This is a genomic window from Halomonas sp. (assembly GCF_041689495.1).
Lineage (GTDB): Bacteria > Pseudomonadota > Gammaproteobacteria > Pseudomonadales > Halomonadaceae > Halomonas.
In genome coordinates, this window is record NZ_JBDNGD010000291.1 from 1 (window position 1) to 8934 (window position 8934).

Genomic DNA, 8934 nt, shown 5'->3' on the forward strand with positions numbered 1-8934 from the left:
AAAAAAACAGGATTCGGGCCAATATCTTTCGAGACACTTGATTCTAAAGAAAAAAATCGACGAGAGGAGCTTTTCCGGTGCCATAGGTACTTGCACTGGCAAAGGGCAGGGTGGCGGCTTCTTCTTTCACTGCCTTCACTTCCAGAAAAAACGGGAACTTCTTGTCGCCGCGCTGAACCCAGATATGGATACCCGGCCGGCGCCCACGCTCCTGAACAAGATGCTGTACCTTGCCGCTTGCATCGACGCCAGGATTGCGCCGCTCGAAGCGACGAAGCGCTGCCGGGGAGCTCTTGGTTCGGGCTCGGCGCACCTCAACCCTGCCGGCCACACGGGTCTCGTCCACCTGCTTGAGCGCTCGTTGCAGTAAAGCGTCAGACAGGGGATGGCCGAGACGCAGTTCCTCCCGGTATCTCGCCTGATCGGCATCGTCCAGATAGACTCGCAGCCCCTGGGGCGCCCCACCCTGCTCAAGAAGTGCGGGCTTGTGCCACTCATCGAGATGAAACGGCACCACCACAAGCCGTGCACCCGTGGCTCGCATCAGGCCATGGAGCGCCCGGAAGAGACCGGCGAGAACGAAGACCGAGTCTTCACCCGGCTTCACCACCCAATCCTGATAGTGGATTAGCTTAGCCATGCAGCCCCCTCAGTCCTTCATGCCGAACACGCCACCGCGGATCAGCATGGCGAAGAAGTAGTGCCCGTCCTCGATGGCATCGAGATCGGCCAGGGAGGACGCTTCCCGCACCTTCAGCAACGGGCCCTCACCGACCAGTACCTGTTTCAAAAGGGTGTAGAAGCTGCGACGAGCGTAACGGAATGCCTCCTGATGCTTGATGCTGCTGCCGTAGGGCTCGACCGGCAGCGCACCCACCTCGTTCACTGCGTCATGCCAGATGTCGATGGTGCGGATCGCATTACCGATCTTCTGACTGTGCATCATCGCGTCGCCCTTCTCATTGGCGTAGTAGGCACGCGAGACATCGGTATTCGAGGCCATCTCCTGGCTCGGAAAGACCTCCTGGCCCTGGCCGATCTCGACCAGGCCGCTTACTGCCAGGCCGACCAGACCTCCACCGGTCAAGCCGATCTCCATCACCTTGGCCAGGGCCTCGACATCGCGGCTTGTCTCGGTGAAGGTGAAATCGCCAGCATCCTGACCATCGACAGCTGCGGCGACCTTGACGACGAGATTGGCACCGAAACGATTGCGCCATAGCCACGCCCCGGAGGCGATCCGCTCGGCGTAGAGGCGAGCCAGGCAGCCAAAGCCACCGGCCGCCGCATAGGCGTCATTCATGGCGCGGATGCGCTCTTCCACCTCAGGAATATTGCACATCTCGATATTGGCGCCCACCTTGCCGGAGAGGCGGTGAACCTTCAGTCCGAAGCTCACGGCAAGCACTGAGTGGTCGGGCTCGAGAAAGGCGACATCCACTTCCTGGATATTGTTGGTGCTGACGGCGTTCTTGCCGTCCTTCACCTTCAGCCCGTACTGCCCTTGAGTACCGAGCACCGTGGTGCGTTGCACCTTGACCGGCTGCTCGCCTGCCCCCTTCATCAAAGGGACATCAAACCCGGCGAGGGAGTGCATGATGGCAGGCGTGGGGTTGAGGCTGCGGCGCACGGCGAAATTGGTGAGTTCCTGAGTGACGGTCTTCTTGGCCATTGGGCGATTTTCCTCAGCAGAGAGTGAACACTGTGTTGTCAGGGGACTGAATCTTCAGCCGGAACCATTGCCGATCCTGGTGCTCGGCACGCACGAAACGAAAAAGGGAGTAGAGGCTTTCCACGTGCCGGGCTTCCCAACGCTCACCCCGGCGGTGAACGATGCCGGCATCAGCAAGCACTTCGTACCCGGTGTGGACAGCCCCCATGGGAAACTCGCCGAGATAACGACGCTCGGCAAAGGCAACGCTTCGAAAGAGCGCCTCGAAAGGGTTCTCGTCGGGATCGAGCTCGACACGCTGCAGGGCGAAACCCTTGAGGCGAGGGGCTTCCTCACGAATGGTACAGCGGGCCCACTGAATGGGGCCGCCAGCCAGGCGAGCGCCCGCCATGGCCAGTCGAAGTCGCTCGACTAGCTCGGCACCGGCCTGGGCGTCAATACCGCCCCGCAGCTCGACAACCAGGCTCACGTCCACCGCAGCCTTGATGTCATTATTGAAAGGTAGCGTCACGGCTCCGGCTTGGTCCCTCGGCTTCACCGATACCGCCGAGCGACCATTCATGGCCGAAGGACCCATGCCCAATGACAGAGAAGCAGGCGTCAGCACGAGATCACCGGCCAGCTCGCTCTTGATGGCCTTGTTCCACAAGGCGACGCGACTGGTGCCATGGCGCGCCAAGGTGTCGTTGAGCTCGATACGGGAGAAGATCGGGAGGAAGCGCTTGATTCTGAGCCCCTCGCCGCGCTCCACGAGCTGATGGAGCAGACCATGGAGGGCAGTCATGGCAGGCACCCCGATACTGACGCCATTGCTGCCGACATCCACATCCGCCGCCTTCAAGTGGATGACCAGCAACCGCCCTTCTTCCGGCCGCGGCTGCCCGGACGAGAACCGACGACCCGGGGCATCTTCAGCCGTGCCAAGCTCCATCTCGTCACGGTCGAAGAAGCCCTTGCGGAACAGTGCCCGACCACCCTCGAGGCGATAGGTCTCGGGAATCAGCAGGAAGAGGCGATTTTCGATATCGTTGTACCATCCGTGCTGATCGCTACCGAGAGCATCAAGCATGGCATCACGCTGGGCTGCCACCTCCGATGCCTCCTCGGCCATGGGTGCCTTGGCCAGGGTATCGCGTACCATATGCCCGACCACGTGACCGAGCAGACGGTAGGCCTCGCGGACGCCGTGGTTGTCGATCAGTTCGCCTGCGGCAAGCTCATGACGATGCCGCTGATGGGCGATCGCGGCATAAAAGCCCGAAACATTCAGGGCCTCCCGGAAGACAGGTGACAGCAGGCCGATCGGCAGGCGACCTTCCTCTGTCCAGCGCTTCGCCAGGAAGGCAAGCTTTCGTGGCTGGCTGATGCCAAGGCTTGGTGGCAGAAACAGTGGCTGGATGATCTGCCCGGCAATCCGATTGAGCTGGAAGGAAAAGTTCTGGGCCTTGCTCAACTTGTTGCAGCGCGCTCGGAGGCGCACGGCAAGTGTATTCGGAATAAAGGGGGCGGCCTTGAGGTCTTGCTTTTCGGCCAAGGCATCGAGCTCGGCGCGCACATGCCGATACCCGACGGCCTTGGCACCGGCCAGCAAGGCAGGATAGAGGTAGCCGGGCGTCTTCGGCAGCAGTGCCACATACTCGCGCTCATCGTTGCAAGGCATCAGTACGACCTTGTCCAGTGCATGGGTACCCTGGGTCACGGTCGTCCAATGGCTCGCCTCGTCGGTGAGATAGCGCCCCGCCGGGCGGCCTTGCAGCAATGCTTCGGCCAAGTGGGTAGTGACACCGCCCAAGGTATATGCGGCAAAGATCCGCTTGAACTTCGGGGAATCGGCGGCACCATGCTGATCGACGAGTCGGGAAAGGCCTGCGGCGTAAGCCGAGGTGTCGCCGTTTTCGGCATAGGGTGCCGCGATGGTGGTGGTGACCCGGGCGTCACTCAGCCGGTTCGAATGAGTAAAGAATTTTCCGCTGTCGAGAGCGGAGTGTATAAAGGGCTTGAGGGCTTCACTCCAGGGCGCCGTCTTCAGCGCATCGAGCTCCTCTCGTTCATTCTGGAATGACTTCCCGAGCAGACTCTCCTGGAGCCCCTCATCTTTTGCCATCGTCGCCTCCTTTCTGAAGTTAAACGCCACACGATGTTCTTTCTAGCTTAACTTAACATCCTGATCTACGCCAAGAGGCGGCCAATTCATGCTTTTTACCCATAAGTCGGAACTTCTGTATCTCGAACGAGCAAGGGTCTACCAGGAAAAGGGTCGGGTGATTTACGCCCAGGATCGTGAAATGGAGGCCCAGCGGTTCAACTTCCCGTATCGCAATGCCCAGGTGCTGGCGTTGGGAACCGGCACCTCAATCACCAACAAGGCAGTGCGACTGCTGGCTGAGGAAGGGGTCGTGCTGGTGTTCACCGGCGGGGAGGGCATGCCCTACATCATGACCGGTATGCTTGACTATCATCCCAACGAGTACGCTCAGGGCTTCATTCGAAAGTGGCTATCGGAAGACCAGCGCCTGGAGTTGGCCAAGCGCTTCCTGGCGGCACGTTTCGACTTCACCGCCAGGCAGGCCAAGCACGGCTCGCCCATCGAAGCCGATGACCTGGAGAAATTTCGCCGCAAGGTGATCCAGGCGAACAGCGTGAAGGTGCTGATGGGTATCGAAGGCGATGAGGTGCGCAACCTCATCTACCGTTGCTGCTCCGCCCATTACCTGTCGAGCTCGGATTTCAGGCGCGAACACAAGGGCGGGAACGATAATTCCCCCCATGCTCAGGTCAACCAGCTCCTCAATCACGGCAATAACCTGGCCTATGCCTTGGCAGCCGGAGCGCTCTGGCATATAGGCATTCCCCCTTTCTTTCCTCTCATTCACGGCCAGAGCCGCAATGGCGGACTGATATTCGATGTTGCCGATCTCATCAAGGACGGCATTGTCGCACCCTGGGCGTTCGAGCTACGCGACGAGTCCTTGACCAAGGCCATGGGAGAATTGCGTTACCGCATCAAGTCGCGCAAGGCCGATGTGTTCCTTGTCGACACGCTGAAGTCCCTGGCAGAGGAAGAGTGAGATGCTCACCCTGATCGCCAGCAACCTCGGCACCGGACGGGCCCGCGAGCGTTCCGCCTGTCTTCTCGATCAATACCTCAACCGCATCGGCCATCAGACCTGGGGCGGTTACCTCTCTCGAGAAGGCCTGAATGAACTGCTGGACGAGCTGCGCACCGGTGCCAACCGCAATACCGCCGTGCAGATCATTCACGAACACGCCCACCGCTTCGAGACGATAGCCCTGATCGGCAGCCGAAAGCGCTTCCAGGACGGGCTGGTCTCGGTGGGCAAGGTGCTCCAGCGGCGCCAACACACCACCCCGGAAATGATCCGGGTGATCCGCAAGATCGCTGAGTCCGCAGCGCTGTGGCATGACGCGGGCAAGACCTTCCGTGACTTCCAGGCCATGATCCGCGGCAACTACCAGGGAAAACACGCCCTACGCCACTACACAGCGAGCTATTTCGCCTACCACGCCTGGCTGCAGAGTGGATGCCAGTCACTCGACGAGCTCGATTTCACCATTCGCAGCGCCGACAGCTGGATGATCCCCGGCCACCAGCTGCCTGCTGAACTCACGGCGGCCATCATCCTCACCCATCACTGCAAGACCGGCGATGGGGACGAGCATACCCTGAAGCTGGATGCTCGCCGTTTCGGGGAGGGTATCACCAACCGGCGCTCGGAAATTCTCGACCTGGAGGCACTGGGAGATGCCTGGCATGCCTCGTGCCGGCAACGCCACCAGCAACTGGAACAGCTGGCTGGGAGCCTTCCACAAGAGGCGCAGGGGCTCGCCTTCTATGTCGCTCGAGCGACCATGATGCTGGCGGATCATGCCGAGTCTTCCTGGGAGCAAAAATCCGACTACAAGGGAGCCAGGCCAGACAGTCCCTTGCCGGGGGTGCCCTATGCAAAATCGGGCCCTTTCATCCCCCTTCCCGACCATCTGTTCGGCGTCATGCGCTTCTGCGGCTCCGCGACCGGGGCCTTCCTGACGCATGCCTGGCCGCGCCTGGCACGCCGCCCGGAGGCATTGAAGACGCGCCCCCGGGGGCCTTTCACCTGGCAAAGTGTCGCCGAGACCGCCATCGGATCACTGGTCCCGAAAGAAGGAGATGGTTTCTTCGGTGTGGTGATCGCCGAGACCGGCACCGGCAAGACTCAAGGCGGGTACCGTATCATGAGTGCCCTGAGCGGTGGCCACCCCCGCTACACCCTGGGACTCGGCTATGGGGCCCTGGCCATCCAGAGCGGCATCGAGTATCGACGCGAACTCGGCCTCACACAGGAAGAGACTGCCATCTTCGTTGGCCGTCGGCATGCAGGCAGCCAGCGTCAGCAAGAGGCTGCACTACCAACATCCGCGGATGGGCCTGAAGCGCTCTCCCTGGAGATGGAGCACTCCATCGGCGCTGTCGACCATCAGCTTCCCGACGCCGTCCGACTGTCGGTAACGGATCACCAGAAACGCCTGCTTTCGACCCCGATCATCAGCATGACCATCGACCACATCATGTCCGCCATGGAGGCCGACCGGGGGACCTTCGTCACCGCAGCCCTGCGGGTCGCCACCGCTGATCTGCTGATCGACGAGATCGATTCTTTTTCGATCGGTGACCTGCACGCCATTGGCCGTCTGCTCTATATCTGCGGTCTCTATGCCCGCAAGGTGGTGATCTCCTCGGCGACAACCACGCCAGAGATAGCCGAAGGTCTCTACCGGGCCTATCTCGCCGGATATGTGCAGTATCAGGCACTGAGTGGCAAGGGCCGGCTGCTGATCGGTATGTTCAGCAATCGCGGCGAACAGGCAAGTGTTGGTGAATGTCAGGATCCAACCGGCTTCTGTGATCACTATACCCGCTTCGTCGAGCCGATCTCGCGCGAGCTCTTAACCCTGCCCGGCCACCGTCGAAAACTGACCCGCTTTGATGCCGATGCCACCGGCACTCGGGAAGCTTTCTTCGAGGCGATATTTGCTGAGGTCATGCAGTTGGCCGACACCCATGGGGCGCCTCTATTCTCATTGCCGGCCTACGCCACCGGTTTCGTGCGGTTCAATCTCGTCAAGCAGGCCCAGGCTTTCACTGCCTGGCTGGTAAGGCACCACGAGCGGCTGGAGGTCGAGACGGGATGGCGCATTCGCGCAAACTACTACGGCGCCTCGCTTGACAGCAGTGCCCGGCAGCTAATCGAAAAACGTCTTGTCGAGCTACTCAACCGCAAGACCGAGCACTTCACGGGCACCCAGGAACTTGCCAGGCTTCTCCAGGAAGACGATCAGCGTCCCACACTTTTTCTCCTAGTGACGACGCCGCTCATCGAGGTGGGCCGCGATTACGACTTTGACTTTGCCATCGTGGAGCCAAGCTCGGACATGAGCATCATCCAGTCCGCCGGCCGGGTGCTGCGTCATCGCTACAGCCTGGCACCGAAAGCCGCCAATATATCGCTCATGCCCTGCTCGCTGAGAGCCCTGGAGGGGAGGCGCAAAGGGAGATTTCTCTATGGCTATCCCGGCCCGGGGGTGGAGCAGATTGACCCGGTCACCGAAGAATCTTGGCGGCTGCCCCTGAAACAGCCAGCAAGTGAGCTCTTCGGCCTGGATCTCTACCAGGCCGGAGTGCATGCCGGACACCGCATTCATCTTGCGCAGAGCCCAGCCGACGCCAAGGAGCGCGAGGTACAGCGTGCCGTGCTGTTGAGCGAAGAAGAATTGTCACTATCCGCCTTCTGCCGGCATCCGAACCCCTTCCGTGACCGCTTCTTCGACGCCATTCGATTCCGCGGCAAGGGCGACGTGGAGCCGCGTTACGAGTATCGTCATGATGGATCGGCCTTTCTTCTCAGCACGGACGAGGAGTGTCGGGTAGAACCTGAGGTCGTGGGGGAACTCGTCAACAGTCCGTTGTTCTTGATCCGCCCCCGACTGATGAAAAATACCCGCCTCCATAGCTCATCTGTTCTCGACTGGGGCTTCGCCTATGCACCGGCAATGGGAGTGCTCGATAGCCTGGCCATGCAGCTGCTGACCGACACTCCATGAAGGTCTTTCCTGGTCAGTCGCAGTGCCAATCATCACCGTCACCTTTCAGGGGCTCAGTCGGCGAACCGGCGGCGCTTTTCTGCCGTCCAGTCGATGGCGGGACCGCGCAGCCCATGCCCGCCCTGATAAGGAGCATAATCCGGCGGTTGCCAGTCCTCGAGCAGGGCCGGATCGAGCCGGAACACCTCCACACCGATGGGGTGGCAGGTGGCCAGGGGATCCCCGGCATTCGGCCCCCACAGGTCCACCGAGAGGTCACCACCGGGGCAGCAGGAGAGCGCACACAGCAGATCGATCTCCGCAAAGAGTTCCAAATAGTCACCTTCACGGGCCGGGCTGGCCTTCATGAAATACTGATCGTCATCGTTGAGGCCGGTGCACTGGAAGATGTTGAGCACGTCATGGACATCAAACTCGGTGAGCCCGAAGGGTGCCACCGCCCGCACCAGGTTGGAGTGGCAGTGGTGATCGAACGCCTCGCCGGTAAGCAGCTGGTTGACGTAGGGATCGCAGCGGGTGCCCAGCAGGTCATGGACACGCCCGCCCTCTTCGTCCATACCACTGCCATTTACGCCATAACCGGCCAGGGTATCGTCGATGATCGTCGCCATGGGACGCAGGTAGGGTAGCGTCGACCACAAGCGATCGAACGTCGACACATGGGCTCGCTGCAGCTGGCGGGTACGCGAGGCCCAGAAGCGCTCCCGCGGATTGTGGCGATGCCAGAGGTTGAGATCGCCTACCTGCGGCCCATCCAGCGTGGAGAGACGCACTACATGGCCGGCCGGCACCTCCCAGGCCAACCCCTCGCGAATCGGCACGACCCGCTGCTGTAGGCGCGTCCTCTCCTCCGGCGCCGTCAGTCGGGCATAGAAGTCGCGGTCCACGTCGAGAATGGAGCCTTGCGTGGCGCGGTAGGCGGCGGGCACCTTAGCCATTGCCTTGTCTCCCTGATCAACGATCGATAACCGACATGCTAACGGATTGTATCGGGAGGCTCCCAACGCCAGCCTGATGACGTTTCAGCTCGCGTCACATTCGCCCTGCCGGTGGCGATAGAAGAAGCGCAACATTTCCTTCGCGGCGTCGGGGCCCTTGGGATCGGTATAGCTTCCCTGCGCACTCCCTCCCGACCAGGCGTGACCCGCACCCTGTACCCGCCA

Annotated in this window: 6 protein-coding genes; 2 read left to right on the forward strand and 4 right to left on the reverse strand. The window is 61.1% G+C overall.

The features are described from left to right. Positions 1 to 43: 43 nt before the first annotated feature. The 3 genes from ACESMD_RS09830 to ACESMD_RS09840 are packed head-to-tail and all read right to left on the reverse strand — an operon-like array spanning position 44 to position 3776. The gene (locus tag ACESMD_RS09830) at positions 44 to 640 is read right to left on the reverse strand and encodes a type I-F CRISPR-associated endoribonuclease Cas6/Csy4 (RefSeq protein ID WP_372612691.1); all 597 of its coding nucleotides are present in this window, start codon (positions 638 to 640) and stop codon (positions 44 to 46) included. A gap of 9 nt (positions 641 to 649) precedes the next feature. Then, positions 650 to 1672, reverse strand: a complete 1023-nt coding sequence (gene csy3, locus ACESMD_RS09835; protein WP_372612693.1) for a type I-F CRISPR-associated protein Csy3 — start codon at positions 1670 to 1672, stop codon at positions 650 to 652. 13 nt (positions 1673 to 1685) lie between these two features. Then, entirely contained in the window at positions 1686 to 3776 is a 2091-nt protein-coding gene (locus ACESMD_RS09840) for a hypothetical protein (RefSeq protein ID WP_372612695.1), read from the reverse strand. 88 nt (positions 3777 to 3864) lie between these two features. Here ACESMD_RS09840 and cas1f point away from each other — a divergent pair, with 88 nt between their 5' ends. Both cas1f and ACESMD_RS09850 read left to right on the forward strand, forming a co-directional pair. Further along, entirely contained in the window at positions 3865 to 4740 is an 876-nt protein-coding gene (gene cas1f, locus ACESMD_RS09845) for a type I-F CRISPR-associated endonuclease Cas1f (protein ID WP_372612697.1), read from the forward strand. Between the two features lies 1 nt (position 4741). Then, positions 4742 to 7771, forward strand: coding sequence for a hypothetical protein (locus ACESMD_RS09850; RefSeq protein WP_372612699.1), 3030 nt, complete (start codon positions 4742 to 4744; stop codon positions 7769 to 7771). Between the two features lie 53 nt (positions 7772 to 7824). Here ACESMD_RS09850 and ACESMD_RS09855 read toward each other — a convergent pair whose 3' ends face one another. Further along, the gene (locus tag ACESMD_RS09855) at positions 7825 to 8709 is read right to left on the reverse strand and encodes an urea carboxylase-associated family protein (RefSeq protein WP_372612701.1); all 885 of its coding nucleotides are present in this window, start codon (positions 8707 to 8709) and stop codon (positions 7825 to 7827) included. Between the last annotated feature and the right edge of the window lie 225 nt (positions 8710 to 8934).

Bases quoted from the DNA above. Each gene is read 5' to 3' on its own strand.
- ACESMD_RS09850 (WP_372612699.1), top strand. From the start codon at position 4,742: ATGCTCACCCTGATCGCCAGCAACCTCGGCACCGGACGGGCCCGCGAG.
- cas1f (WP_372612697.1), top strand. From the start codon at position 3,865: ATGCTTTTTACCCATAAGTCGGAACTTCTGTATCTCGAACGAGCAAGG.
- ACESMD_RS09830 (WP_372612691.1), bottom strand. From the start codon at position 640: ATGGCTAAGCTAATCCACTATCAGGATTGGGTGGTGAAGCCGGGTGAA.
- ACESMD_RS09840 (WP_372612695.1), bottom strand. From the start codon at position 3,776: ATGGCAAAAGATGAGGGGCTCCAGGAGAGTCTGCTCGGGAAGTCATTC.
- csy3 (WP_372612693.1), bottom strand. From the start codon at position 1,672: ATGGCCAAGAAGACCGTCACTCAGGAACTCACCAATTTCGCCGTGCGC.
- ACESMD_RS09855 (WP_372612701.1), bottom strand. From the start codon at position 8,709: ATGGCTAAGGTGCCCGCCGCCTACCGCGCCACGCAAGGCTCCATTCTC.